Origin of the sequence: Janthinobacterium sp. 17J80-10, assembly GCF_004114795.1 — a bacterium.
Taxonomy (GTDB): Bacteria; Pseudomonadota; Gammaproteobacteria; order Burkholderiales; family Burkholderiaceae_D; genus Paucimonas.
In genome coordinates this window covers 1,996,739-2,022,759 of sequence record NZ_CP035311.1, presented here as the reverse complement: position 1 = coordinate 2,022,759, position 26,021 = coordinate 1,996,739, and the positions used below count along the sequence as shown (strand labels likewise).

Annotated in this window: 29 protein-coding genes; 3 read left to right on the top strand and 26 right to left on the bottom strand. The window is 60.3% G+C overall.

The genetic code is table 11. The features are described from left to right. Positions 1-10: 10 nt before the first annotated feature. From EKL02_RS09245 to flgB, 8 genes are all read right to left on the bottom strand, one after another. The gene (locus tag EKL02_RS09245) at positions 11-1,111 is read right to left on the bottom strand and encodes a flagellar basal body P-ring protein FlgI (protein ID WP_164932070.1); all 1,101 of its coding nucleotides are present in this window, start codon (positions 1,109-1,111) and stop codon (positions 11-13) included. Positions 1,112-1,164: 53 nt separating this feature from the next. Continuing rightward, positions 1,165-1,836 (bottom strand): flagellar basal body L-ring protein FlgH, encoded by a 672-nt coding sequence (locus EKL02_RS09240; RefSeq protein WP_128901773.1) that lies wholly within the window; start codon positions 1,834-1,836, stop codon positions 1,165-1,167. Between the two features lie 22 nt (positions 1,837-1,858). Then, complete coding sequence (gene flgG / locus EKL02_RS09235) at positions 1,859-2,641, bottom strand: flagellar basal-body rod protein FlgG (protein WP_128901772.1); 783 nt, start codon at positions 2,639-2,641, stop codon at positions 1,859-1,861. Positions 2,642-2,723: 82 nt separating this feature from the next. Beyond that, positions 2,724-3,464, bottom strand: coding sequence for a flagellar basal-body rod protein FlgF (gene flgF, locus EKL02_RS09230; RefSeq protein WP_128901771.1), 741 nt, complete (start codon positions 3,462-3,464; stop codon positions 2,724-2,726). A 41-nt stretch (positions 3,465-3,505) separates the two neighbouring features. Continuing rightward, positions 3,506-4,786, bottom strand: a complete 1,281-nt coding sequence (flgE, locus tag EKL02_RS09225; protein WP_128901770.1) for a flagellar hook protein FlgE — start codon at positions 4,784-4,786, stop codon at positions 3,506-3,508. 34 nt (positions 4,787-4,820) lie between these two features. Further along, the gene (locus EKL02_RS09220) at positions 4,821-5,498 is read right to left on the bottom strand and encodes a flagellar hook assembly protein FlgD (protein WP_128901769.1); all 678 of its coding nucleotides are present in this window, start codon (positions 5,496-5,498) and stop codon (positions 4,821-4,823) included. Between the two features lie 14 nt (positions 5,499-5,512). Further along, positions 5,513-5,917, bottom strand: a complete 405-nt coding sequence (gene flgC, locus EKL02_RS09215; RefSeq protein WP_128901768.1) for a flagellar basal body rod protein FlgC — start codon at positions 5,915-5,917, stop codon at positions 5,513-5,515. A gap of 2 nt (positions 5,918-5,919) precedes the next feature. Next, on the bottom strand, positions 5,920-6,333 hold the full coding sequence (gene flgB / locus EKL02_RS09210; RefSeq protein ID WP_128901767.1) for a flagellar basal body rod protein FlgB: 414 nt from the start codon (positions 6,331-6,333) through the stop codon (positions 5,920-5,922). Between the two features lie 191 nt (positions 6,334-6,524). On the opposite strand from flgB, the gene flgA reads away from it, so the two are divergent. The 3 genes from flgA (at position 6,525) to EKL02_RS09195 (ending at position 8,141) form a co-directional block, all read left to right on the top strand. Next, entirely contained in the window at positions 6,525-7,229 is a 705-nt protein-coding gene (flgA, locus tag EKL02_RS09205) for a flagellar basal body P-ring formation chaperone FlgA (protein WP_128901766.1), read from the top strand. Positions 7,230-7,356: 127 nt separating this feature from the next. Next, positions 7,357-7,665, top strand: coding sequence for a flagellar biosynthesis anti-sigma factor FlgM (flgM, locus tag EKL02_RS09200; RefSeq protein ID WP_128901765.1), 309 nt, complete (start codon positions 7,357-7,359; stop codon positions 7,663-7,665). Positions 7,666-7,667: 2 nt separating this feature from the next. Continuing rightward, entirely contained in the window at positions 7,668-8,141 is a 474-nt protein-coding gene (locus tag EKL02_RS09195; RefSeq protein WP_128901764.1) for a flagellar protein FlgN, read from the top strand. A gap of 56 nt (positions 8,142-8,197) precedes the next feature. On the opposite strand, the gene modC is transcribed toward EKL02_RS09195, so the two are convergent. The 18 genes from modC to EKL02_RS09105 form a co-directional block, all read right to left on the bottom strand. Beyond that, the gene (gene modC / locus EKL02_RS09190; RefSeq protein WP_128901763.1) at positions 8,198-9,286 is read right to left on the bottom strand and encodes a molybdenum ABC transporter ATP-binding protein; all 1,089 of its coding nucleotides are present in this window, start codon (positions 9,284-9,286) and stop codon (positions 8,198-8,200) included. Continuing rightward, positions 9,283-9,957, bottom strand: coding sequence for a molybdate ABC transporter permease subunit (gene modB, locus EKL02_RS09185; RefSeq protein WP_128901762.1), 675 nt, complete (start codon positions 9,955-9,957; stop codon positions 9,283-9,285). The genes modC and modB overlap by 4 nt, the downstream gene beginning before the upstream one ends. A 5-nt stretch (positions 9,958-9,962) precedes the next feature. Further along, positions 9,963-10,706: a molybdate ABC transporter substrate-binding protein gene (modA, locus tag EKL02_RS09180; protein ID WP_128901761.1), complete on the bottom strand. Its 744-nt coding sequence runs from the start codon at positions 10,704-10,706 to the stop codon at positions 9,963-9,965. Positions 10,707-10,799: 93 nt separating this feature from the next. After that, complete coding sequence (locus EKL02_RS09175) at positions 10,800-11,150, bottom strand: winged helix-turn-helix domain-containing protein (protein ID WP_128901760.1); 351 nt, start codon at positions 11,148-11,150, stop codon at positions 10,800-10,802. 17 nt (positions 11,151-11,167) lie between these two features. Then, complete coding sequence (gene motD, locus EKL02_RS09170) at positions 11,168-11,944, bottom strand: flagellar motor protein MotD (RefSeq protein ID WP_128901759.1); 777 nt, start codon at positions 11,942-11,944, stop codon at positions 11,168-11,170. Positions 11,945-11,974: 30 nt separating this feature from the next. Beyond that, positions 11,975-12,715, bottom strand: a complete 741-nt coding sequence (locus tag EKL02_RS09165; protein WP_128901758.1) for a flagellar motor protein — start codon at positions 12,713-12,715, stop codon at positions 11,975-11,977. Next, a complete protein-coding gene (locus EKL02_RS09160) occupies positions 12,697-13,428 on the bottom strand; it encodes an RNA polymerase sigma factor FliA (RefSeq protein WP_128901757.1) in 732 nt (243 codons plus the stop codon). The genes EKL02_RS09165 and EKL02_RS09160 overlap by 19 nt, the downstream gene beginning before the upstream one ends. Before the next feature lie 20 nt (positions 13,429-13,448). Next, on the bottom strand, positions 13,449-14,294 hold the full coding sequence (locus EKL02_RS09155; RefSeq protein WP_128901756.1) for an antiactivator of flagellar biosynthesis FleN protein: 846 nt from the start codon (positions 14,292-14,294) through the stop codon (positions 13,449-13,451). Continuing rightward, positions 14,287-15,588, bottom strand: coding sequence for a flagellar biosynthesis protein FlhF (gene flhF, locus EKL02_RS09150; protein WP_128901755.1), 1,302 nt, complete (start codon positions 15,586-15,588; stop codon positions 14,287-14,289). Before flhF ends, EKL02_RS09155 begins: the two co-directional genes overlap by 8 nt. Before the next feature lie 188 nt (positions 15,589-15,776). Continuing rightward, on the bottom strand, positions 15,777-17,882 hold the full coding sequence (gene flhA, locus EKL02_RS09145) for a flagellar biosynthesis protein FlhA (protein ID WP_128901754.1): 2,106 nt from the start codon (positions 17,880-17,882) through the stop codon (positions 15,777-15,779). Next, on the bottom strand, positions 17,879-19,057 hold the full coding sequence (gene flhB / locus EKL02_RS09140; RefSeq protein ID WP_128901753.1) for a flagellar biosynthesis protein FlhB: 1,179 nt from the start codon (positions 19,055-19,057) through the stop codon (positions 17,879-17,881). The genes flhA and flhB overlap by 4 nt, the downstream gene beginning before the upstream one ends. 158 nt (positions 19,058-19,215) lie before the next feature. Continuing rightward, entirely contained in the window at positions 19,216-20,421 is a 1,206-nt protein-coding gene (locus EKL02_RS09135) for an HDOD domain-containing protein (RefSeq protein WP_128901752.1), read from the bottom strand. Positions 20,422-20,463: 42 nt separating this feature from the next. Beyond that, a complete protein-coding gene (gene cheY / locus EKL02_RS09130) occupies positions 20,464-20,862 on the bottom strand; it encodes a chemotaxis response regulator CheY (protein WP_128901751.1) in 399 nt (132 codons plus the stop codon). A gap of 157 nt (positions 20,863-21,019) precedes the next feature. After that, positions 21,020-22,096, bottom strand: coding sequence for a chemotaxis response regulator protein-glutamate methylesterase (locus EKL02_RS09125; RefSeq protein ID WP_128901750.1), 1,077 nt, complete (start codon positions 22,094-22,096; stop codon positions 21,020-21,022). A gap of 38 nt (positions 22,097-22,134) precedes the next feature. Continuing rightward, complete coding sequence (gene cheD, locus EKL02_RS09120) at positions 22,135-22,746, bottom strand: chemoreceptor glutamine deamidase CheD (protein ID WP_128901749.1); 612 nt, start codon at positions 22,744-22,746, stop codon at positions 22,135-22,137. 10 nt (positions 22,747-22,756) lie between these two features. Next, the gene (locus EKL02_RS09115) at positions 22,757-23,659 is read right to left on the bottom strand and encodes a CheR family methyltransferase (RefSeq protein WP_128901748.1); all 903 of its coding nucleotides are present in this window, start codon (positions 23,657-23,659) and stop codon (positions 22,757-22,759) included. Positions 23,660-23,699: 40 nt separating this feature from the next. After that, positions 23,700-25,433, bottom strand: a complete 1,734-nt coding sequence (locus EKL02_RS18665; RefSeq protein ID WP_128901747.1) for a methyl-accepting chemotaxis protein — start codon at positions 25,431-25,433, stop codon at positions 23,700-23,702. A 65-nt stretch (positions 25,434-25,498) separates the two neighbouring features. Further along, positions 25,499-26,011, bottom strand: coding sequence for a chemotaxis protein CheW (locus EKL02_RS09105; protein ID WP_241687846.1), 513 nt, complete (start codon positions 26,009-26,011; stop codon positions 25,499-25,501). Positions 26,012-26,021 lie beyond the last annotated feature (10 nt).

The window sequence follows — 26,021 nt, the reverse complement described above, 5'->3', positions numbered from 1 at the left end:
GGTGCCGGTCTTAGATGATTTCCAGTTCGGCGCGCAGTGAGCCTGCCGCCTTCATGGCTTGCAATATCGCCAGCAAGTCCTGCGGCGTGGCGCCAATCGCATTCAGTGCCTTGACCACTTCCGCCAGTGACGCGCCTCCCTTGAGCATTAATACTTGCCCTGGCTCCTTGCGGATATCGATCTGCGAAGTCTGGGTCACCACCGTCTGTCCACCCGACAGGGGGGCTGGCTGGCTGACGGCCGAGTCGGTATTGATGACGATCGACAGGTTACCGTGCGATACGGCACAACTTTCCAGTGTTACCGCCTGGTTCATCACAACCGAACCGGTGCGGGCGTTCAGGATGACCTTGGCGGCAGATTGCGCCGGCGCCAGGTCGATGCTTTCCAGCGCACCGAGAAAAGCCACGCGGGCGCTGCTGTCCGCTGGCGCGCGCACGCGGATCACGCGGCCATCCTGCGCTGCCGCCGTTTCCGCGCCGAAGCGCCGGTTGACAGCATCCACCACGCGGCTGGCAGTGGAAAAATCCGTATCGTTCAACTCCAGGTACACCGAATCGCCCTGCCCCAGCACGGTTGGCACGGCGCGCTCGACGGTGGCGCCATTCGAAATGCGGCCCACACTCAGGTGGTTGACCTGGGTCTTGCTGCCGCTGGCTGCCGCACCGACGCCACCAACCAGCACATTGCCCTGCGCGATACCGTAAATTTGCCCATCGGCGCCCTTCAGCGGCGTCATCAGGAGGGTACCGCCACGCAGGCTCTTGGCATTGCCCATCGAGGAAACCGTCACATCCAGTGCCTGGCCCGGCCGGGCAAAGGCCGGCAGCGACGTTGTCACCATGACTGCCGCGACGTTTTTCAGCTGCAGCGACGACGCCGGCGGCAGGTTCACGCCCATCTGTTGCAGCATGCTCATGACGCTTTGCACGGTAAACGGCGTTTGCGTGGTCTGGTCGCCGCTGCCGTCGAGGCCGACCACCAGGCCATAGCCGAGCAACTGGTTCTGGCGCACCCCCTGGATGCTGGCCAGGTCCTTGAGGCGCTCGGCATGCGCCGGCGACGCCGCCATGCAGGCTGCGACAACCAGCAACGCCAGGCTGCGTTTCATCGGCGAAGAGATGTTGGACAGGATATTCATGGTCAGCTCCGGGCGGCCTGGCATTACAGCGGCAAAACGCTCAGGAAGAAACGCGTCAGGATACCCATCATTTCTGCGCCATCGACATGGCTGTTGGTGCGGTATTCGATGCGTGCATCGGCGACCTGGCTCGACAGGATGTTGTTGCCAGGACGGATTTGATCAGGATTGACAACGCCTGAAACCCGGATGAATTCGGTGCCCTTGTCAAACGCGACCTGCTTTTCCCCGCTAACCACGAGGTTGCCATTGGGGAGAACATCAACCACCGTGACGCCAATGGTGCCAGTGAAATTGTTGCTCGAACTGGTCGCGCCCTTTTCGCTGAAATCGTTGGCGGACGACGCCGCCGCATTCGTGCGTCCCAGCAGTGAAGCCGGGGCGCCGAACAGTGCAGTCACGCCTGTCTCGACGCTGCCGCTCTTGCTGCCGGAATTGCCGGCAGCCTTGTTGGCGCTGGTTTTTTCGCTGATGGTCATGGTCAGGATATCGCCGACGAAGCGCGCGCGGCGGTCTTCGAATATCGGCCGATACGAAGCAGACTGGAAAATCGCGCCATTGGCCTGGCCGCTCGCCACCGGCGGCATGGGCCTTGCCGAGGTCGGTCCCTGCACGATGGAATCAGGCGTCATTGCGCAGCCAGCAAGATAGCCGGCGGCAAGAATGGAAAAAAATACCCTGAATGCGTTTTTCATGGCTGAATCTCCTGCAAGCCGATTACAGCTGACCCAGGCGCTGCAGCATCTGGTCCGAGGTGCTGATGGCCTTGCTGTTGATTTCGTAGGCGCGCTGGGTCTGGATCATGTTGACCAGTTCCTCGACCACGTTGACGTTCGAAGTTTCGGTATAGCTCTGCAACAGCGTGCCGGCGCCGTTGGTGCCAGGCGTATTGGTGTTCGGGGTGCCCGATGCGCCGGTTTCCGCATACAGGTTTTCGCCCTTGCTTTCCAGGCCGGCCGGATTGATGAACGTCGTCAGCTGCAATGCGCCTACCGCGGTCGGCGCCGCTGCTCCCGAGACCTGCACTGACACCGTGCCGTCGCGGGCGATGGTGACGGACTGGGCATTATCCGGAATGGTAATCGCCGGTTGCAGCACGAAACCGCTGGAAGTCACCAGCTGGCCCTGGTTATCGACCTGGAAAGAGCCGTCGCGGGTGTAGGCGGCGCTGCCGTCCGGCATCAATACCTGGAAAAAGCCCGCGCCCTGGATTGCCACATCCTTGGCGTTGCCGGTCTGTTGCAGGTTGCCCTGGGTATGAATGCGCTCGGTTGCAACAGGGCGCACGCCGGTGCCCAGTTGCAGGCCCGACGGCAGCTGGCTTTGCTGCGACGACTGCGCGCCCGGCTGGCGAATGGTCTGGTAAAGCAAATCCTCGAATACCGCGCGCGAACGCTTGAAGCCGGTGGTGCCGACGTTGGCAAGGTTATTGGAGATGACATCCATCTGCGTCTGCTGGGCTTCCAGACCGGTTTTGGCTATCCATAGTGAGCGTATCATTTCATTCTCCAGCTGACTGCTGCCTGTCCATCGGCGCCTTCCAGGGAAGACACCCCATAATTCAATTATCCGCCACCCCGGTCTAACTCAAAGAGAGGAGCTGCGCGGCTTTGTTGGCGTTATTCTCGGCGTTCTTCAACAAATTCATGTGCATCTCGAACTGCCGCGCCAGGCTGATCATGTTGACCATTTCATCAACCACATTGACGTTGCTGCCCTCCAGCGAAGCGCCGATCAGGGTGACGTTTTCTGCGTTGTCGGCCGGCTCGCCGCTTTTCAGGCGGAACAGGCCATCGTCGCCGCGCACCAGTTCAGCCTGCTCAGGATTGACCAGCTTGATGCGTCCGAGCACGGTATTGATCGCCGGCTTGGTCGCCGTGGAAACCGCCGACACCGTGCCATCCTTGGCGATCGCCAGGGCGGCATCCGGCGGCACGGTGATCGGGCCGCCGTCGCCTTGCACGTTCAGGCCGGATTGCGTCTGCAGGATGCCGTTCTCGCTAAGCTTGAGGCTGCCGTTGCGGGTATAGGCTTCGCTGCCGTCTTCGAGCTGCACGGCGATCCAGCCCTGCCCCTGCACCGCCACATCCAGTTCCCGCCCGGTCTGCTGGATCGGCCCGGCGCGAAAATCCGCGCCTACCGTCGAATCGACCACGAAGGCGCGCGTGGGCAGATCCGCGCCCTGCACCGGCACGGCGCGAAAGGTGTCCAGCTGGGCGCGAAAACCATTGGTCGTGGCATTGGCCAGGTTGTGCGAAGTGGTGGCCTGCTTTTCCAGGATATGCTTGGCGCCAGTCATGGCGGTGTAGATCATGCGGTCCATGGTTTCTCCTGTGGCCTGTCAGCTGCGAACGATGGGCGTCATTAGCGCAGATTGACCAGCGTCTGCATCACCTGATCCTGGGTCTTGATGGTTTGCGCATTGGCCTGGTAAAAGCGCTGCGCGGTGATCATGTTGACCAGCTCGGCGGTGAGGTCGACGTTCGAGTCTTCCACTGCCGACGATTGCAGCGATCCCAGGCTTCCCGAGCCGGGGCCGCCCACCAGTTCCGGGCCGGATGTGGAGGTCGATGCCCAGACGTTGTTGCCGAGTGGTTGCAAGCCGTTCGGGTTGGTGAAATTGGCCAGCACCACTTGTCCAAGCGTCGCTGATTTGCCGTTGGTATAGCGGCCGGTGATGATGCCGTCATCGCCGATGTTGAAACCGGATAAACGCCCGGAAGCATAGCCATCCTGGTTCAGCGTATTGACGCTGAAGGCCGAACCAAACTGCGTCGTGCCGGTAAAATCAACGCTGATGCCGGCACCGCCGCCGATCGGCGTGGTTGCGCCGGTGGACACCGGCAACTGGATATTCGCCAGCGGCAGTGTGGTTGCGGCCGTGTCGATGCTGCCGTCAGAGGCAAAAGTCAACGAACCGATATTGCCGCCAGCCGGCGCCGGCAGCAGCGCGCCATCGACCGCACCATATACTTGCCAGGTTGCCAGGGTTCCCGGAGGATCGGCTGGCAACGGCGAAGTCTTCACGAAAAAGGTTTGCATCACGTGCGAATTGCCAAGGCTGTCGAACACCGATACCGAGGTCGCATTGTGGTAGGTCGCCGGATCGTTGATGTCGAAAGGATCGACCGTCTGGTCGATTGCCGGCTTGCGGGAATCCAGGTTGAGCAGAACGTTCACTTCCGATGACTCGTTCGGTGGCAAGTCGGCGGTGTTGATATTCAGGTCGGCCGGCGCGCCGGTGGACAGGACACCGACGTTATTGGCGACGTAGCCTGTCAGCCGCGCACCGCTGGAACTGACGATAAAGCCATTCTGGTCGAGCTGGAACTGGCCATTGCGCGCATAGTTGATCGTGCCGTTATCGCTCATGCGGAAAAACCCGCCGCCATTGATGGCGACATCGAGCGGATTATTGGAGCCGGTGATGTTACCTTGCGTGAATTGCTGGGCAACTGCAGCCACTTGCACGCCGATACCCACCTGGCCGGTGCCGGCACCCGTCAGCGAACTGGCATAGACGTCGGCAAACTGCGCCTGCGACGCCTTGAATCCGACCGTATTGGAGTTGGCAACATTGTTGCCGATCGCGTCCAGGCTTTTGGATGCTGCGCTCAGACCGCTCAAACCTTGCTGAAAACTCATGATGTTCCCCTTATAACGATGGTGTGCGCAACAGTCAGAGAATCTGACGAATATCGGCGAAATTCAGGGCGCCGAGGGTCGGTACATTGACCTTGATGCCCCCGCTTCCCGTGGAAACGCTGGCAACCTGGCCGAAGCTCAGGGCGGTGGCGGTGACGCTTTGCTCACCTGCAGTGGCCTTGACGTCAAACGTATATTTGCCGTCGGGCAGCGTAGTGCCGGCATCGTTCTTGCCATCCCAGGCCAGCGGATAGGTGCCTGCGGCCTGGTTCTCCAGCGCAAAACTGTGGACCGCGGTGCCGCTGGCGTCGCGAATCGTCACCTGCACCTTGTCGGCCGGCCCGGCGAGTTCGACGCCCATCAGGGCCTCGCCTTCGCTCAGCTGCACGCTGTTACCGGTGGCCAGTACGCCGTGGCCGATCATGCCGGTCGCCTGCAGCGTCTGGCTGGCCTGGTAGCTGCCCATCAGGTTCTCCAGCGCTGCATTCAATTTCTCAATACCGCTGACGGTCGACAGCTGCGCCAGCTGGCTGGTCATCTGCGCATTGTCCATCGGGTTCAGCGGATCCTGGTTGCGCATCTGCGTCACCAGCAGGGTCATGAAGCGATCCTGCGCTTCCACGACCGTATCCTTGGCCTTGGCCGAACTGTTGCCATTGACCGCGTCCATCAAGCTTGTTGACACGCCGCTGTTACTTTGTATGGTCGTCATGCGAACTCCCTTTCTTACTGACCGATTGCCAGTGTTTTCATCAGCAGCGTCTTGGCTGCATTCATGGTGTCGACGTTGGTCTGGTAGGAACGCGACGCCGAAATCATGTTAACCATCTCTTCCACCACATTCACGTTTGGCATGGCCACATAACCCTGTTCATCGGCTTGCGGATGCTTCGGGTCGTACAGCATTTTCGGCGGCGAAGCATCTTCCACCACTTTCTGCACCCGCACCCCGGCGGCTTCCGGCGCAGCCATCGGCACGGCCTGGAATACCACCTGCTTGGCCTTGTAGGTTTGGCCGGTCGAACTGGTGGTGCTGTCGGCATTGGCAATATTGCTGGCCACCACATTCAGCCGCTGCGACTGCGCGCTCATGGCGGAGCCGGCGACATTAAAAATATTAAAGAGTGACATGGTCATTGCCCCTGGATGGCGCTCATCATTTTTCTGATTTGCGCGTTAATGAGAGTCAGGCCGGCTTCATAACGGATGGCGTTATCGGTGAACTGGTTACGCTCCACATCCATGTTGACCGTATTGCCGTCGATATTGCCTTGCTGTTCCTTGCGGTACAGGAGCGGCGCATCACCCACCGCATTGCCAGCGCCTGCACTCAGGTGTACCGTAGAGGTTTTCGCCAGCGCCGGCGCCTGGGTCGGCCCACCTTTGGCCATCGCCCCCTGCAGCGCCTTGTTAAAATCGATGTCGCGCGCCTTGAAATTCGGGGTGTCCGCATTGGCGATGTTCGACGCCAGCAATTGCTGGCGCTGCCCGCGCAAATTCAGGGCGGTTTCATTGAACCGCAGGTATTCATCCAGTTTTCCGATCATGCCCGCCTCCGCGACACCGGCCTAAAGAAATTGCGCTTTGGGCCGATAATGGTTTTGTACAGGCTCGATATTAAGCAGTCAATGCCGCCTCCGATCGGAAGATAAGCGCGCAAAACCCCGTCCTGTTCCCTGCTTTGCCCGAAGGTGACGCCGTTATCATGGGCAGCACAAGACATCTTCCCGCAAAAACCATGCATCAGCCAATCAAGGCAAGCCTGTTCGCCATCGTCCTGACGCTTGCCGGGACGGCAATCGCACAGCAGCCCCCCGCCAGGCAAGATCCGGAAACCATCCGCAAGGTGGTTGAACAATTCCTGCGCATCCAGAGCGCAGGCTTGCCCGGACAAGTCAGCATCAGCGCCAGCGCCCTGGACGAGCGCGCCAACCTCGCGGCCTGCGCCGCCCCGGAAGCCTTCATGCCGCCTGGCAGCCGGGTGTGGGGGCGCACCACGGTCGGGGTACGGTGCGCCGTGCCGGTTACCTGGACTGTGTATATTCCTGCAACCATCAAGGTCGTGGCTGAATACCTCACGACAGCTGCGCCACTGGCCCAGGGACAGGTGGTCATGCCGCAACACCTGGCGAAAGCCCGGGGTGACCTGACCCAGCTGCCTGCCGGCATCCTGACCGAAACGTCGCAAGCGCTCGGACGCGCACTTGCAGTGTCACTGCCTGCCGGCGCGCCCTTGCGCAGCGATGCGCTGCGCGCCCAGGCCGCCGTCCTGCAGGGCCAGACCGTGCGCCTGACATCGGCCGGCGCGGGCTTCCGCATCTCGGCAGAGGCAAAGGCCTTGAACAATGCGGCGGACGGCCAAGTCGTCCAGGCCCGTACGCCCAGCGGCCAGGTGGTCAGCGGCGTGGCAAAAAACGGTGGCATTGTGGAAGTAACTTATTGAAAACATGGAATATTTTTCTGGCCGCACCCATTAAATAATGTTAGATTGGTTCCTAAAGTTTATTCTCGCCATGCCGTTATATGGGCATGGACAGGGGTAATCCACCCCGAACGGACAAGGAACTATCGTGAAAATCGATAACTCGATCAAGAAAACCGGCAGCCTGCCGGTCGGCACGACGGAAGCCCGCGGCAGCAAGGGCGCGGAAAAATCCGGCGGTGCGGCCAAGGCAAGCTCTGCCGGCACGGCGCAGCAAGGCGTACAGATTTCTTCGCAATTGCAGGCATTGGCCGGCGGCGAAGGCGTATTCGACACCCAGAAAGTGGCGGAAATCAAGGCGGCAATTGCCGAAGGCAGATTCCAGGTTGATCCCGAAAAGGTCGCCAATGGCTTGCTCGATTCCGTCAAGGATTTGATTCATTCCCGTAAGGCATAGACATGACCGCATCCGGCACCAGCCCAGCGCACCAACTGCAAGAAGAACTCCGCACGGCGCGCACCCTGCTCGAACTCTTGAAAGAGGAACAGGCCCAGCTGATTACCGCCGATATCGATGCACTGACGGCCCTGACCGAGGAAAAAACCCGGCTGGTGACCCGCATGTCCGAACTTGCCGCCGAGCGCCACCTGGCCCTGGCCGCCATAGGTTTTGCCGCTACCGAGGCAGGCATGCAAGCCTGGCTGGAAAGCCGCCAGCCAGAAGTTATTCACCAGTCGTGGCAGAATTTGCTGGAGCTGGCAAGGGCAGCCAAGGAAGTCAACCGCAGCAATGGCCTGTTGATCGGCAAGCACCTGAACCGCAATCAAAGCGCCCTGAACGTTCTGAAGGGTGGCCCGCAAGGCCAGGCACTCTACGGCCCCAACGGGCAATCCTCGGTGACTGCCGGCGGACGCGGCCTGGCAATCGGCTAGGCGCCATCCGCCGGTTTCAAACGGCGAACGGGCGCATCACGGGAAATATTCCCAAATCAACTTGGCGTTAGAAGCGCCGTCGCCTTGAACTGTACCCATACTTTTTTACCTGCTGCAATATGCAGGCAATCACGGGACAACCGCGTAATCCGGGCGAGCAATGGTATCCCGGCGGCGTCCAGTCGGATAATCGCATGCATCTGCGTCTTGGCCGGCATTTCCGCGACTACGTCCGCCGGCAACTGATTGAGTGCCGACGTGTCTTGATGGGGACCCAGGTTAAGCACGACATCACGCGCCAGTATGCGCACCCTTAGCGACGCGCCCAAAGGCAGTCTGCGGTGTGCCACCCGAATAAGGCCGTCCGCAATGCGCACGCACGCCAGCTGATATTGTTCATCATAAGACTCGACAACCCCGGTAACGACGACACCCGCATCGTCTTCAAACGCCATGGGCAAATCCAGCCGCGCCGTGATTTCGGCAATCGGCCCGCTGGCCGCCACCCTGCCGCAATCCAGCACGACGATGTGGTCAGCCAGGCGTGCAACTTCGTCTGGCGCGTGGCTGACATAAATGACGGGGATCGCCAGTTCATCATGGATGCGCTCGAGATAGGGCAAGACTTCGTGCCTGCGCATCATGTCAAGGGAGGCCATGGGCTCGTCCATCAGCAACAGGCTCGGACTGGTCAGCAAGGTTCGCGCAATCGCGACGCGCTGGCGCTCACCGCCAGAGAGCCCCGCCGGATGCCGGTCAAGCAAGTGTGCAATGCCAAGCAAGGAAAGCATCTGTTCCTGTTCGAGCTTGCGAAGCGGCGGCGCTGTCCGCTTCCAGCCGAACTCAAGATTGCGCCGTACCGTCAGATGCGGCAACAGGCTCGCTTCCTGAAAGACGAAGCCGACGCCGCGAAGATGTATCGGCACGAATATGCCATTTTCATCATCCTGCCAGGTTTCGCCATTAACGCTTAAATAACCGGCATGCCGTTCCAGCCCCGCGATAGCCCGAAGCAACGTGGTCTTGCCGCATCCGGACGGCCCTACGATTGCCGTGACGCCCCGCGAGGGCAATGCCAGTTCCGCCTGCAAGAAAAAGCCGTCACGGCGGATAGTGAAGCCAGCGTGGATGCCGTGCGTACTCATTGCAATTTACGGGAGGGGTTGAAAGTGTAAAGCGCCAGCAGCACCAGGAAGCTGAATACCAGCATGCCACCAGACAGCCAGTGCGCCTGCGTGTATTCCAGCGCCTCCACATGATCGTAAATTTGTACCGAAACGACCCGTGTCTTGTCCGGTATGTTCCCACCGATCATGAGCACCACGCCGAATTCGCCTACGGTATGGGCAAAACTCAATATCGCCGCGCTGATGATGCCAGGTTTTGCCAGCGGCAATGCCACGGTAAAAAACGCATCGAGCGGGCTGGCGCGCAGCGAAGCGGCGACTTCCAGCGGGCGATTGCCGATCGCCTCAAAGGCATTTTGCAAAGGCTGAACGGCAAACGGTAAAGAGTAGAAGACTGATGCGATCACCAGGCCGGGAAAGCTAAATGGCAGCAAACCGATGCCGAGCGACTGTGTCAGGTTTCCGATCGGACCATTCGGCCCCATTGTTACCAGCAAATAGAAGCCGAGCACGGTGGGTGGCAATACCAGTGGCAGCGCCACGATTGCGCCGATGACGCCTTTCCAGCGCGAGCGGGTGCGCGCCAGCCACCAGGCAATGGGAGTGCCAAGCAACAGCAAAAGCAGCATGACGACCGTTGCCAACTTAAGCGTCAGCAGAATCGCGCCCCAATCTTCCGGCCTAGGCATCTTGCTTAAAAGTCGTAGCCGTAGGGACGGATGATCTGTCTTGCCTGATCGCTTTTCAGAAAGCGCATCAATGCCTCCGCCGCAGGCTTGCCCTTGCCTTTTTCAAGAATGACGGCATCTTGCCGGATCGGGCTATGCAGATTGGGCGGCACAAGCCACGCCGAACCGGATTTCAGCTTGCCGTCTTCATAGACCTGGGACATGGCCACAAAACCGAGCGGCGCATTGCCGGTGGAAACAAACTGGTAAGCCTGGACTATGCTCTCGCCCAGGACAAATTTCGGCTGCACGGCATCGAGCAAGCCGAGCGCCTTCAATATTTCGACCGCGGCGGCGCCGTAGGGGGCGATCTTGGGATTGGCGATCGACAGATGGGTGAAATCACCTTTCTTCAGCACGTCGCCCTTGCCATCGACCAGTTCCGGCTTCGCGCTCCATAACACCAGCCTGCCGATGGCATAGGTAAAGCGGCTGCCGGGCACCGCGGCGCCTTCTTTTTCCAGCTTTGCCGGGGTTTCGTCGTCTGCCGCCAGCAAGACATCAAACGGCGCGCCATTCCTTATTTGCGCGTAAAACTTGCCCGTAGCGCCATACGCCAGCACTGCCTTATGACCCGTATCTTTCTCAAACTGCGCGGCGATCTTTTGCATGGGCGCGGTAAAGTTGGCTGCGACAGCAACCTGTACTTCGCCAGCTTGAGCAGACACGGCAAGCAGCGTGACCGCCAGTACAATGAGATTCGGTATCATCGCCTTGTCAGAAGTTAATTGATTCGCTATATACTGCCAGATATAGCGAATCACGTCCATGGATCGATTTACATTATTTTTCTGTCATGAATCTCAGAGAGGGTGCAGCAATTTTAGGATAGCCTGCGCATCGTCCTGAATTGCCGCCTCTGATCTTCGTTGCATGGCACGGTAAATCGCCATGACGGACTCGCCGGTTTGCGTCACCGAAGCGCCGCCGCCCTTGCTCCCCCCAGGGGACGTAATCACCAGGGGCTCTGAAAAACTCCGGTTCATCGTATCGACAAGCAACCAGGCTCGGCGATAGGACATACCCATGGCGCGTGCAGCACCACTGATGGAGCCACATGCCGCAATGGCTTCCAGCAACGCCACCTTGCCCGGACCCAGGGCGATTTCGTCGCCTCGCAATACCCGCAACTTGAAATCGAGCCGGTTTTCCATGACGTGGTGATGCCCTTTTATGGATTAGCCGGTGTTATCGGCACCTCGGTCTCTTTTTCCGGCAAGTCTGCCAGGATCAGAACTTCCACCCGCCTGTTGCGCAAGCGTCCTTCAGGTGTCGCGTTCGTGCCGACCGGTACATTGTCGGCATGGCCGACCGCGGTAAGGCGATGCTGGCCAACCCCATTATCTGCAAACAGGCGTACCACGCTGCTGGCCCGTGCGCTCGACAATTCCCAGTTGGAGGCAAATAAGGCATTACTGATGGGCACGTTATCCGTATGCCCCTCGACCTGCAAGGCATGACTGTCATCCTTGACGATTTCCGCGATGACAGTCAGGGCTTCGCCCGATGTCGTACTCAACCTGGCATCGCCTGGCGCAAACAGGATGCTTGCATTGATTTCGACCTTGACGCCGCGGCTGGTCTGGGTCACACGCACAATGCCGCGTTGCACCAGCGGTGCCAGCGACACCTGGATCTTGCGCGCCATATCAGTCATCGCCGTGCGTTTCTGGCGCAGGGCTTCGATCTGCTGGCGGTCCGGCCGGGCCTGGCGCGCCAACGGGAAAGCTTGTTGCCGCTCCGGCGCAACCTGGGTGACGGAAACCGCTGCTCCGGTACCGAAGGCAGAGCCGAGCGAATTGGACAATACCCGGTATTTTCCTTCGTTGACCGAAGAAATGGCGTACATCACGACGAAGAAAGCAAACAGCAGCGTGATGAAATCGGCGTAGGAAACCAGCCAGCGCTCGTGATTTTCGTGTTCTTCCTCTTGTTTTTTTCGCGCCATGCCGTGGTATCCTTGCCTGCTCGCCCAGCGCTAGCGCCGGTGGGCGCTCATGCGCTCCTGGATGATGCGCGGGTTGTCGCCCAGGGCGATGCCGAAAAATGCGCCGATCAGCATCTCGCGTTGCGCAACCTCCTGCGCCAGCAGGGATTTAAGCTTGTTGGCGATCGGCAGGAATACGAGATTGGCCAGCCCCACGCCATAAATCGTGGCAACGAATGCCACTGCGATGCCGCTGCCGAGCTGTGCGGGGTCGGCAAGGTTTTCCATGACATGGATCAGCCCGAGCACGGCGCCGATGATGCCGACTGTCGGAGCGTAGCCCCCGGCAGCGTCCCAGACCTTGATGGCCCGCCGTTCGGCGCGTTCATAACTGTCGACGTCGGCTTCCAGGATTTCCTTGAGCTTGAACGGATCGATCCCGTCGACGAGCATGCGCAACCCCTTGGCCCTGAACGGGTCCCTGATGCCATTGAGATAGCGCTCCAGGCTCAGCAATCCTTCGCGCCGCGCCTGCGAACTCCATGTGATGACCTGTTGCTCAAGTGCGGCGCCGGCATCGGGCTGCGCGACGAAAACCGTTCTGGCCATGCGTACGCCGCGCAGGAAATCCGGCATGCCGCTTTGCAGCAGCACGGCGCCCACCGTGCCAACGCCGACGATGATGAAAGCGGCCGGCTGCAGCAGCGAGCTCAGGTGGCCGCCCTCCAGCAACTGGCCGGCCAGAAGGCCGCCCAGCGCAAGCGCGATGCCGGCTACGCTAGCCCAGTCCACGCCTGCTCCCGCAAAAAGGTACGCAGGCGCCCGATCGCCTGGCTATGCAGCTGTGACACGCGCGATTCCGATACATTCATCACCGCGCCGATCTCCTTGAGGTTCATTTCCTGCTCGTAGTACAGGCCCATGAGTATCTTTTCCCGCTCCGGCAAGGCGCCGATGGCATCAATGACGGCATCGCGGAATCCGGTATTCATCAGGCTCTGCAGCGGATCCTCGGACTGGTCCGTGCAATAACGGTCGAGGAAATGGTCGTTGTCTTCGCTCTCGTGAAAATCCTCGTAATACACCAGCTGGTGGCCGCCACTGTCGCTCAGCAGATCCTGATATTCATCCAGCGACATCTTGAGCTGCTTGGCTACTTCTGTTTCCAGCGGCGGACGGCCGAGGCGCTGCTGCAGCTTGTGCATGGCATCCTCGATCTTGCGCATGTTCTGACGAATGCTGCGCGGCAGCCAGTCGCTGCTGCGCAATTCATCCAGCATGGCGCCGCGTATGCGCTGCACCGCGTACGTCTCGAACTGGGCGCCGTGGTTGTCCTCATAGCGATTGACTGCGTCCAGCAGGCCGATCATGCCGGCCTGCACGAGGTCATCGACCTCGACGCTATGCGGCAGCTTGGCCTTCATCTGGTGCGCAAGCCGCTTCACCAGCGGCGCATGTTCCTGCAGCAGGTGATTCTTGTCAGATTTTCCATGCGCGGTATACATCGATATTTCATTATCCTTATTTAACCCGCCATCCGCATGCCGGCCGCCGGCGCCAGGTCCGCCATCGAGCAGCGCCCCGCCAGCTTGCGAAACGCCAGGGACGCGCCGGCCAGCGGAAACGCCTCGACAACACTGCGCCCGAGGCGGGCCGCGCGGCCAACATGTTCGTCCGCCGGCACCGACCCCAGCAATTCGACCCGGGTCGCCAGATAACGGCTGGCCACCTGGGCGATATTGTCATGCACCACGCCTGCCTGCCGTTCATCGACGCCGCTCACCACGACGCTGATGGGCCGGCGACCGAGCGCCGAAGTCAGGCGCTTGATCATCGAATAGGCTGCCTTGATGGATGCCGCACTGTTCGACACCTGCACCACGATCTCGCCACCCGCCAGCGCCGGCAGCGCGAATCCGTCATCGACGCCAAGCTCGCCATCGACCACAACGATGTCGTGCTCCCTGGCCAGCGTACCAAACGCCTGTCCCAGGCGGCGCATCAACAAATCATCCTGGACGGCGGCCTCCAACTGCGATCGTGCCTGCACGGTTGCATGCGCCAGCCTGGCCACGCCAAAACCCTGCGGCATGCTCTGGACCAGTTCGCTCATCCTGCCTTCCTGGCGGGCCACATCCAGAAGGCTCGCCCGGCGCGGCGCATCCAGTTGCGCGGCGATGCCGCCGGCAGCAGCGCGCGCATCCAGCATCAGCACATCGCTGCCGGAACGCACAAGGGAGGCGCCAAGGTTCGTCAGCATCGCATTTTTTTCCTCGTCTGGCAACGCCGACAGGAAGGTAAACACCCGTGGCCGGGGACCGGCCAGCATGCGGCGCAGGCCTTCGGCCTGATCGTTATGAAAATTAGCCAAGGGACACCTCGCGCAGGCTGGCGTCATTCATGCCTCGCGCCGCATTGGCGACCACCAGCGGCAACTCGGAATCCTGGTATTGGAACGGCGCAGTTTCGCGCTTGAGCTTGAAGGCGCGATCGACCAGGTAATCCTTGTTGGCCACATGCAGGTCTTCCGGCACACGCTGGCCATTGGCCACATAATACAGTTTCAGTTTCTGGCGAATCGCCACATCCAGCACGCCGCCCACCGTCGCCGCCTCGTCCAGCTTGGTCATGATGCAGCCGGACAGGCCGCCGCCCTGGTACGCCCGCACCACTTCATTGAGCGTTTCCCCGGTCGAAGTCGCAGACATGCACAACAGGCGCTTGACGTGGGTATCGGTCCCCGACAACATGGCGATCTGCTCCGCCACCATCTGGTCGCGCTGGCTCATGCCAACGGTGTCAATCAGGACCATGTGCTTGCTCCTCAGTTCGGCCAGGGCAATCTTCAGATCGGTTTCATCCTTGACCGAATGCACCATCACGCCGAGGATCTTGCCGTAGATGCGCAATTGCTCGTAGCCGCCGATACGGTAGCCATCGGTGGTGATCAACGCCAGCTTTCCGGCGCCATGGCGCATGACGCAGCGCGCAGCCAGTTTCGCCGTCGTAGTGGTCTTGCCGACGCCGGTCGGCCCTACCAGGGCGAAGACCCCGCCCTGGTCGAGAATATCGTTTTCATTGTCGAGCGCGGCAAGATTGCGCGCCAGGATCATACGGATCCAGCTCATGCCCGAATCCACGGTTGCGCCCGAGGGCATTTTCTCCGTCAGGAAGCGGCCCAGGCTGGCGGAGAATCCCGCTGCCAGCATTTCACGCAACACCGCCGATTTCGCCGGTTCGCGTTGCTGCTGGCTGCCGAAGGAAATCTCGGCCAGCTGCGACTCGAGCATGCCGCGCATGGCGCGGATCTCGGCCATCATCTTGGCCATTTCACTGCTGGCCGACTGTTCAGCTGCCACATTCATCTCGCGCGCCGCGCTGAGAGATTCTGCCAGGCGCGCGGCCTGGTTGTTCTCTGCCAGGTGGCGCGGCGCCAGCGCGGCCAGGGTCGATTGTGAAATTGCCGGAGTTGGCGCCGGCGCTGCCGCAGGCAGATCAGCCACTGGCTCGGCCAGCGCAGACATGTCTTCCGGCGCCAATGCCAGGATTTCAGTCATGCCGTCGACGCTGCGGTTGGAGAGGATCACGGCGTCCGCGCCGAGTGCATCGCGCACCTTGCGCAATGCCTCACGTGATGTGGTAGCGGTGAATTTTCTTACGTTCATGCTTGGCCTCCAACTAGGCAGATGACTTCAATGGTGCTGATTACAAAATCCGGAACCTGATTCGCAGGACTGCCACGTTCGTGCCGCACTGCGAATGGACTGCCGGACTTTGCAATATGTGTTGGTAGAATTATTGATCGGAAGGAAGTGTACCGATCGAAGGAATAGCCGGGTATTCCCCCTCCTTATCAGGCGACATTGCCAACCAGGCTGGTGACCTTGATCGTTTTGGTTTCCGGCACTTCAGCATGCGAGAGCACTTTCAACTGCGGAATCGCCCGGCGCAGGAAGCGCGCCAGCAGCGGACGCAGCGGCCCCGGCACCAGCAGCACCGGGGTCAGCCCCATCTGCTCCTGCTGACGCGCAGCGTTCGCGGTCTGCATTGCCAGCGTGTCGGCAAGGCCTGGCTCAATGCCGGCGCCGTCCGGGCCGCTGGTCTGCAACGCCTGCATCAGCAGACGTTCGAGACGGTTATCCAGGGTCATGACGGCCAGCTCATTCGACGCCGCAAAGATTTGCTGCACAATGGCGCGACCCAGCGCGATGCGCACCTGCGCAGTCAGTTCGTTCGGGTCCTGCGACTGCGGCGCGAACTCCGCCAGGATCTCGATGATGGTGCGCATGTCGCGGATATGCACGCCTTCGATCAACAGGTTCTGCAGCACTTTCTGCAAGGTCGAAATCGGCAGCAGCTTGGGCACCAGGTCTTCCACCAGCTTCGGCGAATCCTTGCCGAGATGGTCCAGCAGTTGCTGCACCTCCTGACGGCCCAGCAACTCGGCCGCGTGGGTCGTAATCAGGTGATTCAGATGGGTAGCGACCACCGTGCCAGCGTCGACAACCGTGTACCCCATGGATTGCGCCTGGTCGCGCATGCCGGCATCGATCCAGACTGCAGGCAGGCCGAACGCCGGATCGGTGGTGGCGGCGCCCGGCAAGGTGCCGCTCACCATGCCCGGATTGATCGCCAAGAACTGCCCGGCATTTGCCTCGCCGCTGCCCACTTCCACGCCCTTCAGGGTGATCCGGTAGGCCGACGGCTTCAGTTCGAGATTGTCGCGGATGTGCACCGGCGGTGACAGGAACCCGACTTCCTGGGCGAATTTTTTGCGGATGCCCTTGATGCGGCGCAGCAGCTCCCCCCCCTGCCCTTTGTCCACCAAGGGAATCAGGCGATAGCCGACTTCCAGGCCGAGCGTATCGACCGGCACGATATCCTGCCAGGACGCTTCCTCGCCTTCCGGTTGCGCCACTGCTGCTGCAGCGGCAGCGGCAGCTTCGGGCGCTTCCGGAGCTTCCTGCGCTGCCTGTTGCTTGCGCTGCGACACCATATAGGCGCCGCCCGCCAGAAGCGAGGCCAGGAAAATGAACGGCAGGTGCGGCATGCCTGGGATGATGCCCATGCCGCCGACAATCGCCGCCGTGATGTACATGACCTGCGGCTTGGCGAAAAGCTGGCTGATCAACTGGGTGCCGATGTCCTCGTCGCTGGCCACGCGCGAGACGATGATACCGGCGGCCACCGAAATCACCAGCGAAGGGATCTGCGCGACCAGGCCATCGCCGATTGCCAGCAGCGTGTAGTTTTCCAGGGCATCGCCAAAGGCCATGTCATGCTGGATGACGCCGACGATCAGGCCGCCGACGACGTTGACGAGCGTAACGATAATGCCGGCGATCGCATCGCCCTTGACGTATTTGCTGGCACCGTCCATCGAACCGTAAAATTCGGCTTCCTGCGATACCTGCTGGCGACGGCTGCGCGCCTCGGCTTCGCCGATCAGGCCGGCGTTGAGGTCGGCATCGATGGCCATCTGCTTGCCGGGCATCGCATCCAGGGCGAAACGCGCACCCACCTCGGCGATACGGCCGGCACCCTTGGTCACCACCACGAAGTTGATGATGGTCAGGATGACGAAGACCACGATACCGACCGTGTAGTTACCACCGATCAGGAAATGGCCAAAAGCTTCGATCACCTTGCCGGCAGCATCCGGGCCGGTATGCCCCTCGCTCAGGACGATACGTGTGGAAGCCACGTTCAACGACAGCCGCAGCATGGTCGACACCAGCAGCACCGCCGGGAACGCCATGAAATCGAGCGGCTTGATGGTGTACAGGGAAGTCAGCAGGATGATGATCGACAGCGCCAGGTTGAAGCTGAAAAACATGTCAAGCACGAATGCGGGCAATGGCAGCACCATCATCGCCAGCATCATGATGATCAGGATCGGCGCTGCCAGCGCCTTGGAATTCGGGCCGGACAGCCAGATGGGTAGCTTCAGGCTATTCATTGCATCACTCCATTATTGGGGGCTTGCGCTGGCATGCTGAGGGGATTCAGCGGATCAAGTTCTGGCGGCACATCGACAGCAGTCGGCGCACTGGGGCGGGAACCGCCCTGCTGGCGGTAGACGCGCAACTGGAACACATATGCCAGTACCTCGGCGACAGCGGTATACAGGGCTTCCGGGATCTCGTCGCCCAGTTCGGCATGACGGAACAGGGCACGCGCCAGTGGCGGCGCTTCCAGCAGCGGCACATTGTTTTCCCGGGCGATTTCACGGATTTTCGCAGCGACTTCGTCAGCACCCTTGGCGACGACTTGCGGCGCGCGCATCTTGCCGTCGGTGTACTTCAGCGCCACCGCATAGTGCGTCGGGTTGGTCACCACCACGTCAGCGCTGGGGATTTCGCTCATCATGCGGCGACGCGCCATCTCGCGCTGCTGCTGGCGGATCTTGGCCTTGATTTCCGGGTTACCGTCGGATTCCTTGGCTTCCTGGCGCAATTCCTCGCGCGTCATTTTCAGCTTGTTGGCGTAATGAATCATCTGATAAGGCGCATCGATCAAGGCAATCAACACCAGCGCGCCAACAATGGAAATGAAGCTGACAATCAGAATATGTCCGAGGTGGGCCGTGCCCTGGGTGATCGATTCAACGCCGAGGCCCATCACTGCATCCATCTGGCTTGCAGCCACCTTCCAGGCCACCACGCCAACCAGCAGGGTCTTGGCGATCGCCTTCAACAGTTCTACGGCGGAGTTGGCGGAGAACATGTTGCCAATGCCCGTCATTGGATTGAGCTTGGCGAAATTCGGCTGCAGCGACTTGGTGGAAAACAGCCAGCCGCCGATCAGCAGGGGCGATCCCAACGCCACCAGGATCAGCAGGCCAGCCAGCGGCGCGAACGCGAGCAGGACATCGCCCAGCTTGGCGGCCAGAGCCGCCAGCAGCAATTCCGGGTCGAAAGCCTGGGCGCGCTCGAAAGACAGGCCGGCAACCAGCAAGCGCCGCAGCGGCCGCATCATATGGTCGCCCAGCGCCCAGAGGCCGACACCGGCAGCCATCAGCACGGTACAGGTCGCCAGCTCGCGCGAACGCGGAACGTCCCCCTCTTCGCGCGCCTGCTCCAGGCGCCGCGGTGAGGCTGGTTCGGTTCTTTCGAGATCGCTGTCGTCGGCCATGGCCGCTATCCCCCTGCTGACTGTGCCGCGCGGTCGACATGACGCACTGACCAGCCATTGGACAAGATTATTGCTTAGAGGGAGGGGATACCATCAATGAAACAGGGGGTGAAAACCCCCTGTATTTGCCTGCCGACTGCGACGCCGGATGGGGACGCCTACAGCTTCAGGCTCTTGGCCCAGGTCAATGCAGCCATGTGCGCCTGGTTGACCTGCTCGGCGCTGACGAAAAGCGAATCCGCCAAGGGCCCGATCGCCGTGTGGTTGCCCTGCTCGCAAGCCTCGGCCAGCGTGAGGAAAGGCCCGTAGATGCCCTGGCGGCGCAGCAGCGCCTCGGTCACCTGCTCCGACAAGGGAATGTTTTCCAGCACCTGCTCCATCGGCATGCCGACCAGGCGGTCCAGCAGGGAGAACATGCCAGCGACGAAGAGATTTTCCGCTTCGTTCCGCGGCAACAGCCCCGTGCCCAGCAGTTCGACAAACCGCCCGCGCACCACGGCCGTCTGCATCAGCACCGGCGACTGCGCGCTGGTACCTGCGGTCGCCAGCAATACCGACAGCCAGCGATACAACGGCGAATAACCCAGCATGGTCACCGCATGACGCAATGACTGGATCTCGGTCCCCAGGCCAAATCCGGCGGAATTAATGTAAGTCAGCAGCTTGTAGGACAGTGCGGCGTCACGCTTGAGGACGGCTTCCAGCTGGCGCACATCGGTGTTCTTGCGCACCATGTCCATGAGTTGCAGGATCATGCTCTGCACCGGGTTCAGTCCGGTGGACTGGACGCCGGGGCGTTCGGTGCAATACAGGTTGCCGACGAAGGCATCGACCCCCAGCGAAGCGCAGGAGTCAAACTCCTTCCAGTTGCTGATACCGCGACCGACCATGCGGATGGTCGATTGCTTCAGACCGGCATAGATTCTTGCCTGGGAGGCGAATTCCGCCTCGCCGAAGCGGATTTCAACGTGTGATACCAGCAAGAGCAGGTTCTTGTCGTGTATCAGCGACTCCGCATCGCGCAGCGAAAAACTGTAGCCGGCGCTGCGCAATTCCTTTACCGCCGCGGCAGTTTCGGTATTTGCCAGGTCGTGCGAGAGCATGCTCAATACCGTTTTTTGCGGCGGCAAGGCAAGCAAGGCAGGTTCTGTCAGCAGAGCAGGCGTTGCCTGCAGAAAGAGCAAACCATCACCCAGCAACCAGTTACCTTCACCGTCATGCAGGGATTCGGCAGCAAAGCGCACCAGGTCCACGGCCGCCTCGATGCGCTCGCCCGCAGGAGCTTCCCAGCTCAGCTCATAGCCGAGGATGCGCTGCTTTGGATCGAGCAATGGCTCGCGCACCAGAAAATTCACGTCATGCATTGGAAGGACCTGGCAATCGAATCAATAAAAAACAACGCGCAATCAGCCACCGGCCTTGTCCATTTTCTCGAAAATCTTGGAAAGTTTTTCATCCAGGGTCGCCGCGGTAAACGGCTTGACCACATAGCCATTGGCGCCAGCCTGGGCTGCGGCAATGATGTTTTCCTTCTTGGCTTCGGCAGTCACCATCAGCACTGGCAACTTCGACAGCGCGGCATCGGCGCGGATGTTCTGCAGCATGGTCAGGCCATCCATGATCGGCATGTTCCAGTCAGAAATGACGAAATCAAACTGCTCGCTGCGCAGCTTGGTCAGAGCCATGGAACCGTCCTCGGCTTCATCGACGTTGGTATAGCCCAACTCCTTCAACAGGTTTCGCACGATCCGTCGCATCGTCGAAAAATCGTCAACTACCAGAAATTTGGTATTCGGATTAACCATGTTTACTCCATCAATTCTTTAAAAAAGCAAGCCAAAGGATCATGGCACCATTATGCACCGAAGTAGTCATATTGCTGATGGGTAATATGAGTAATATTACTAATACCCAACAAATTCCGCATATTAATTGCATTATCAACCATTGCCGGATTGCCTATTACACGCGCAGCGCACGGCTGCCCTGGCTCGCCAGGTAGTGCAGCACGCGCGCCGGCAATTCATTCAGCGGACCGACTTCGTCGGCGGCACCAATGGCAATGGCTTCGCGCGGCATGCCGAACACCACGCAACTGGCTTCGTCCTGGGCAAAATTGAATGCCCCGGCATGCTTCATTTCCAGCATGCCCTGGGCACCGTCCTTACCCATGCCCGTCATGATCACGCCCACCGCATTCTTGCCGGCGCAAATGGCTGCAGACCTGAACAGCACATCGACCGATGGGCGGTGCCGGTTGACCGGCGGCCCCTGGTCGAGTTTTGTGACATAGTTGGCGCCGCTGCGCGCCAGCAGCAAATGCGAATGGCCCGGCGCAATATAGGCATGCCCCGGCAGGATACGCTCATCTCCCGCCGCTTCCGAAACGGCAATCCGGCAAAGCGAATCAAGCCGCTTGGCGAACGAGCGCGTAAAGCCTTCGGGCATATGCTGCGTAATCAGGATACCCGGACAATCGGATGGCATTTGAATCAGAAAGTCCTTGATCGCTTCGGTACCGCCGGTGGAGGCGCCGATAATAATCAACTTTTCACTACTGGTAAGCGGATTGCGCAACAGCGGCAAGCCTTCCGCAGCGTGAATGCCGCTGGTGGCAGTACGCGGTGGCGCCGCCTTGACGCGAGCGCGCGAGGCCGTGCGGATCTTCTCGGTAATCAACTCCGTATATTCCAGCATGCCATGCTGGATGGAGATCTTGGGCTTGGTGACAAAATCAACTGCGCCAAGCTCCAGCGCACGCATGGTGATTTCCGACCCGCGCTCGGTCAGCGACGACACCATGACCACCGGCATCGGACGCAGCCGCATCAGTTTTTCGAGAAAATCCAGGCCATCCATCTTCGGCATTTCCACGTCCAGCGTCAGCACGTCCGGATTGGTCTGCTTGATCAATTCACGCGCCACCAGCGGATCTGGCGCGGCCCCTACCACCTCCATGTCGGGCTGGCTGTTGATGATCTCCTTCATGACGCTGCGAATCAGCGCCGAGTCATCCACAATCAACACTTTCGTTTTCATGCCTTAATTCTCCGAACCATGTGCCCAGCTGCTCCGTATCAAGAGAACAGTTCGATATCGCCAGCCACCGGCTTGGATTGCAGACGATGAGCGTAGTCCTGTTCGCGATTGACCAGGGTATTGTTGTTGAGTTGCTTGAGCTTCTTGACAAGCACCTTGCCGCTGCGCGGGAAAAAATAGACCTTGCGCGGGTGTATATCATTCAAATCTTCGGCGACGATACGAATGCTTTCGGCTTTCAGATAATTACGGACAAACTGGGCGTTGCGTTCGCCCACGTTGATCGCCACGAAACCGCGCAGGACATTACCGCCGCCAAACACTTTGGCCTCCAGATTTTCGCGCCGCGCACCCGCCTTGAGCAACTCATTGATCAACACTTCCATTGCATAGGTGCCATAACGCATGGAAGCTGACACCGGACTGTCAACATCGGTACTGCTATCGGGCAGCATGAAATGATTCATCCCGCCGATACCCGTGACGCGGTCGCGAATACAGGCGGCGACGCAGGAACCCAGCACCGTGACAATCATCATGTCCTTGGGCGTGACGAAATACTCTCCTGGCAAAATCTTCGCCGCGTCGCAATCGAAGGTGCGATCGTAATAGATATTCTTGGCCAACTGTTCGACACTTGCGCTACTCATCTCTCGCTTCTCATGCTTTGCGCACCAGCGGCGAGCTGGCAGCGGTGTTCTTGTCGGACAGCTCGTAGACGGTCTTGCCACGCAGCTTGAACATGTCGGAAACGTAGAGGAAGTTTTCCGAGTGTCCGGCAAACAGCAATGCGTCAGGCTTCATCAGCGGCGCAAACCGCGACAGTATCTTGCCCTGGGTCGGCTTGTCGAAATAAATCATGACATTCCGACAGAAAATCGCATCGAAAGGTCCCGAAATCGGCCAGTGATCCGCCAGCAGGTTCAGGCGCTGGAACGTCACCATCGCGCGCAATTCGTCGCGCACCCGCACCATGCCGGCCTGGGCACCCTTGCCCTTCAAAAAGAAACGCTTGACCCGCTCCGGCGCCATGCGTTCGATGCGGTCGACGCCGTACACGCCCTTCTCGCCGGTCGCGAGCACATTGGTATCGATATCGGTGGCAATCACCCGCGCCGGCGGGGTCATGCTGCCGAATGCCTCGCACAGGGTCATCGCGATCGAATACGGCTCCTCCCCCGTGGAAGCTGCCGAACACCAGATGGTCACGGGCTCCTTGCGGCCGGCGACGTGCTCGGCAAGGAGCGGAAAATGGTGCGCTTCGCGGAAGAACGACGTCAGGTTGGTGGTCAGGGCATTGGTGAACGCCTCCCACTCGGCGCTGTCCGCCTGGCGGTCAAGGTCATCAAGATACGCTGCAAACGTGCCCACGCCGGTGGCGCGCAGGCGCCGTGCAAGGCGGCTGTAAACCATTTCCTGCTTGCTGTCGGCCAGCGCGATTCCTGCCTTGCGGTAAATCATCGTGCGCACGCGCTCGAAGTCACGTGCAGTGAATTCAAATTCCTTGACGCCTTCCGGCCTGCCAGCTGCAGTCAGCAGGATGCCGGACGAACTCTTTGACATTGCCATGCTCATCGCTTGCTTGTCACTCCGTCAGGGCACATCAAAACTCCTCCCAATCGTCGCCATTGCCGGAATTGACAGGCTTGGCGATTCTGGGTGCAGGCTGCGCCGGCCTCGGGGCGACCTCGCGCGTTGCCGGCCTGGCTGCCGGCAATTGCGCGGCCGGTCGCGGCGCGGCAGATGTGCTCGGGGACGCCGGCGGCAACGCCCGTGCGCGCCCGTGCATCTTGCCCTGCTTCAGCTTGAAGATCGCCACTGCCTTGGCCAGCGCAGCCGCCTGGTCCTGCATGCTCTGCGCGGCTGCGGCAGCCTGCTCCACCAGCGCGGCGTTTTGCTGGGTCATTTCATCCATTTGCGCGATGGCGCGGTTGACTTCTTCGATGCCGCTGCTTTGCTCCTGGCTGGCAGCCGTGATTTCGGCCATGATGTCGGCCACGTGCTTGACTGAAGAAACGATCTCATCCATGGTCTTGCCGGCGTCGTCGACCAGCCTTGCGCCGACATCGACGCGTTCGACCGAATCGCCGATCAGGGACTTGATTTCCTTGGCGGCGCCTGCCGAACGCTGTGCCAGGCTGCGCACTTCCGCCGCCACCACGGCAAAGCCGCGGCCCTGCTCGCCGGCGCGCGCCGCTTCCACCGCGGCATTCAGCGCCAGGATATTCGTCTGGAAGGCAATGCTGTCGATCACCCCGATGATATCGACGATCTTGCGCGAGCTTTCCTTGATCGAGCCCATCGTTTCCACGACCTGCCCCACCACCTGGCCACCCTTGACCGCATAATCCGACGCCGACACCACCAGCAGGTTGGCCTGGCGGGCATTGTCGGCATTTTGCTTGACCGTCGTGGTCAGCTCTTCCATCGAGGACGCGGTTTCTTCCAGCGAACTGGCTTGCGATTCGGTACGCGCGGACAGGTCGGCATTGCCGGAGGCAATCTGGCGCGAGCCCACGCCGATGGTTTCGATCGCCGTCAAGACCTGGCCCACCGTGTGCGCCAGGCTGTCATTCATGTCGCGCAATGCCACCAGCAACTGGCCGGTCTCGTCGCGGGCATCGGTATCGAAAGATTGTGTCAGGTCGCCGTCGGCGACGCTCTTGGCAACCAGCACCGCCTCTTCCAGCGGCCGCGAGATCGAAGCGACCAGCCAGTAAGCCATGAACAGGCCGATCAGCAAGCCGCCAGCCAGCGAAACCAGCGAAGCGTTACGCACCAGCACATACAGCTCCTGGCCGCTGGCAAACTCGCTTTCCGCTGTGTCGCGATTATGCTTGATGAGGGCGTCGACATTCTGCTCCAGCGGCTGGTAATGCTGGCTCAGCGGCCCCTGCATGATTTCCATGGCCAGCGCCCGGTTTTGGCTGCTCAATGCGGCAATCGCCGGCTTCAGACCTTCCTGAACGAACTTGCCGCGCGACTCGGCAAAGAGATCGGCCAGACGACGCTCTTCCGGATTCTTGACCTTGGCAATGTAGGCACTCCAGCTGGCAGTGATTTCGCCGATGCGCTTGTCGACTTCAGCCAGGCGCGTGGTAACGAGTTCCGGACTGCCATTGACAGCCTCGGTCAGCGCCAGGCGGTTGCGATCGACCGCCCGCACAATCAGGTCCAGCTGCGCCAGGGGCACCAGGCGATCCTGATACATCGAGGTGAGCGAGTTATTGAAATGGTGCAGGCTGCCCAGGCCAACGATGCCGCCGCCGATCAGGGATACCGACAGAAATGCGATGACAAAGATCAGGCGCGAACGTATGGATATATTCTTGAACATGTGCTTACTCCGGGCTACTTGAGGGTGTGCAAAACGCGCGGCAGAAAGCCGCCGCCAATGACACTTTATGCGGCAATCTTGTCGATCAGGCCCATTTCGGCACTCGACATCAGCTTGTCGATATCGATCAGGATCAGCATGCGCTCTTCCAGCGTGCCCAGGCCGATCAGATAGTCCGTATTGAATGCCGTGCCCATTTCCGGCGCCGGTTTGATCTGGCCGGCATTCAGGGTAATCACGTCCGAAACGCTGTCCACCACCATGCCGACGATGCGCCCGGCGATGTTCAGTATGATGACCACGGTGAACTGGTCATAGGTCGGCTCGCCCAGGTTGAACTTGATGCGCATATCCACGATCGGCACGATAATGCCGCGCAAGTTGATCACACCCTTGACGAATTCCGGCGCATTGGCGATGCGGGTGACCGTCTCGTATCCGCGGATTTCCTGCACCTTGAGGATATCGATGCCATATTCTTCCTTGCCTAATGTAAAGGCGAGAAATTCATTGCCGGCGATTTCCGCTGCGGCCTTTTCACCGCTTGAAAATCCCTTGTTATGGTCTGGTGTCTGCATGGCCTTGTCC

What these genes read in the sequence shown, in the direction of transcription:
- modB (WP_128901762.1), bottom strand. Translation starts at nt 9,957, where the DNA reads ATGCCTAGGCCGGAAGATTGGGGCGCGATTCTGCTGACGCTTAAGTTG.
- modC (WP_128901763.1), bottom strand. Translation starts at nt 9,286, where the DNA reads ATGAGTACGCACGGCATCCACGCTGGCTTCACTATCCGCCGTGACGGC.
- motD (WP_128901759.1), bottom strand. Translation starts at nt 11,944, where the DNA reads ATGGCGCGAAAAAAACAAGAGGAAGAACACGAAAATCACGAGCGCTGG.
- flhA (WP_128901754.1), bottom strand. Translation starts at nt 17,882, where the DNA reads ATGAATAGCCTGAAGCTACCCATCTGGCTGTCCGGCCCGAATTCCAAG.
- flhF (WP_128901755.1), bottom strand. Translation starts at nt 15,588, where the DNA reads ATGAACGTAAGAAAATTCACCGCTACCACATCACGTGAGGCATTGCGC.
- flgF (WP_128901771.1), bottom strand. Translation starts at nt 3,464, where the DNA reads ATGGACCGCATGATCTACACCGCCATGACTGGCGCCAAGCATATCCTG.
- flgG (WP_128901772.1), bottom strand. Translation starts at nt 2,641, where the DNA reads ATGATACGCTCACTATGGATAGCCAAAACCGGTCTGGAAGCCCAGCAG.
- EKL02_RS09115 (WP_128901748.1), bottom strand. Translation starts at nt 23,659, where the DNA reads ATGTCAAAGAGTTCGTCCGGCATCCTGCTGACTGCAGCTGGCAGGCCG.
- EKL02_RS09135 (WP_128901752.1), bottom strand. Translation starts at nt 20,421, where the DNA reads ATGCATGACGTGAATTTTCTGGTGCGCGAGCCATTGCTCGATCCAAAG.
- EKL02_RS09160 (WP_128901757.1), bottom strand. Translation starts at nt 13,428, where the DNA reads ATGTATACCGCGCATGGAAAATCTGACAAGAATCACCTGCTGCAGGAA.
- EKL02_RS09220 (WP_128901769.1), bottom strand. Translation starts at nt 5,498, where the DNA reads ATGACGACCATACAAAGTAACAGCGGCGTGTCAACAAGCTTGATGGAC.
- EKL02_RS09125 (WP_128901750.1), bottom strand. Translation starts at nt 22,096, where the DNA reads ATGAAAACGAAAGTGTTGATTGTGGATGACTCGGCGCTGATTCGCAGC.
- EKL02_RS18665 (WP_128901747.1), bottom strand. Translation starts at nt 25,433, where the DNA reads ATGTTCAAGAATATATCCATACGTTCGCGCCTGATCTTTGTCATCGCA.
- flgB (WP_128901767.1), bottom strand. Translation starts at nt 6,333, where the DNA reads ATGATCGGAAAACTGGATGAATACCTGCGGTTCAATGAAACCGCCCTG.
- EKL02_RS09245 (WP_164932070.1), bottom strand. Translation starts at nt 1,111, where the DNA reads ATGAAACGCAGCCTGGCGTTGCTGGTTGTCGCAGCCTGCATGGCGGCG.
- EKL02_RS09175 (WP_128901760.1), bottom strand. Translation starts at nt 11,150, where the DNA reads ATGGAAAACCGGCTCGATTTCAAGTTGCGGGTATTGCGAGGCGACGAA.
- flhB (WP_128901753.1), bottom strand. Translation starts at nt 19,057, where the DNA reads ATGGCCGACGACAGCGATCTCGAAAGAACCGAACCAGCCTCACCGCGG.
- EKL02_RS09195 (WP_128901764.1), top strand. Translation starts at nt 7,668, where the DNA reads ATGACCGCATCCGGCACCAGCCCAGCGCACCAACTGCAAGAAGAACTC.
- EKL02_RS09105 (WP_241687846.1), bottom strand. Translation starts at nt 26,011, where the DNA reads ATGCAGACACCAGACCATAACAAGGGATTTTCAAGCGGTGAAAAGGCC.
- flgA (WP_128901766.1), top strand. Translation starts at nt 6,525, where the DNA reads ATGCATCAGCCAATCAAGGCAAGCCTGTTCGCCATCGTCCTGACGCTT.
- flgE (WP_128901770.1), bottom strand. Translation starts at nt 4,786, where the DNA reads ATGAGTTTTCAGCAAGGTTTGAGCGGTCTGAGCGCAGCATCCAAAAGC.
- cheD (WP_128901749.1), bottom strand. Translation starts at nt 22,746, where the DNA reads ATGAGTAGCGCAAGTGTCGAACAGTTGGCCAAGAATATCTATTACGAT.
- modA (WP_128901761.1), bottom strand. Translation starts at nt 10,706, where the DNA reads ATGATACCGAATCTCATTGTACTGGCGGTCACGCTGCTTGCCGTGTCT.
- EKL02_RS09240 (WP_128901773.1), bottom strand. Translation starts at nt 1,836, where the DNA reads ATGAAAAACGCATTCAGGGTATTTTTTTCCATTCTTGCCGCCGGCTAT.
- cheY (WP_128901751.1), bottom strand. Translation starts at nt 20,862, where the DNA reads ATGGTTAATCCGAATACCAAATTTCTGGTAGTTGACGATTTTTCGACG.
- flgC (WP_128901768.1), bottom strand. Translation starts at nt 5,917, where the DNA reads ATGTCACTCTTTAATATTTTTAATGTCGCCGGCTCCGCCATGAGCGCG.